This is a genomic window from Chromobacterium sp. Panama (assembly GCF_003052555.1).
Classification (GTDB): Bacteria; Pseudomonadota; Gammaproteobacteria; order Burkholderiales; family Chromobacteriaceae; genus Chromobacterium.
The window spans coordinates 1-605 of record NZ_QARX01000015.1 but is presented as its reverse complement, the minus strand read 5'-3'; the positions used below and the strand labels follow the sequence as shown (position 1 = coordinate 605).

Genomic DNA, 605 nt, shown 5'->3' with positions numbered 1-605 from the left:
GTAAACAAAATTGCCGAACCCGAAGCACGCCTCATTTCCGTACGCTACGATTCTCCCGAATTTGCCGGCCTCAGCGGCAGCGTACAATACGCGCTTAACGACAATGCAGGCAGACATAACAGCGAATCTTACCACGCCGGCTTCAACTACAAAAACGGCGGCTTCTTCATGCAATATGGCGGTGCCTATAAAAGACATCAGAATGTGGATAACGTGAAGATTGAGAAATACCAGATTCACCGTTTGGTCAGCGGTTACGACAATGATGCCCTGTACGCTTCCGTAGCCGTACAGCAACAAGACGCGAAACTGGTTAAAGACAATTCGCACAACTCTCAAACCGAAGTTGCCGCTACCTTGGCATACCGCTTCGGCAACGTAACGCCCCGCGTTTCTTACGCCCACGGCTTCAAAGGCTCGTTTGATGATGCAGACTACACCAACGATTACGACCAAGTGGTTGTCGGTGCGGAATACGACTTCTCCAAACGCACTTCTGCCTTGGTTTCTGCCGGTTGGTTGCAAGAAGGCAAAGGCGAAAGCAAATTCGTATCGACTGCCGGCGGTGTCGGTCTGCGCCACAAATTCTAATCTGCAAAGATTGG

At 50.7% G+C, this 605-nt stretch carries 1 pseudogene; it reads left to right on the top strand.

The window, feature by feature from the left end:
• Positions 1-591 (top strand): annotated as a pseudogene (gene porB, locus DB032_RS23475) (trimeric porin PorB); the annotation flags it as partial.
• Positions 592-605: the final 14 nt, after the last annotated feature.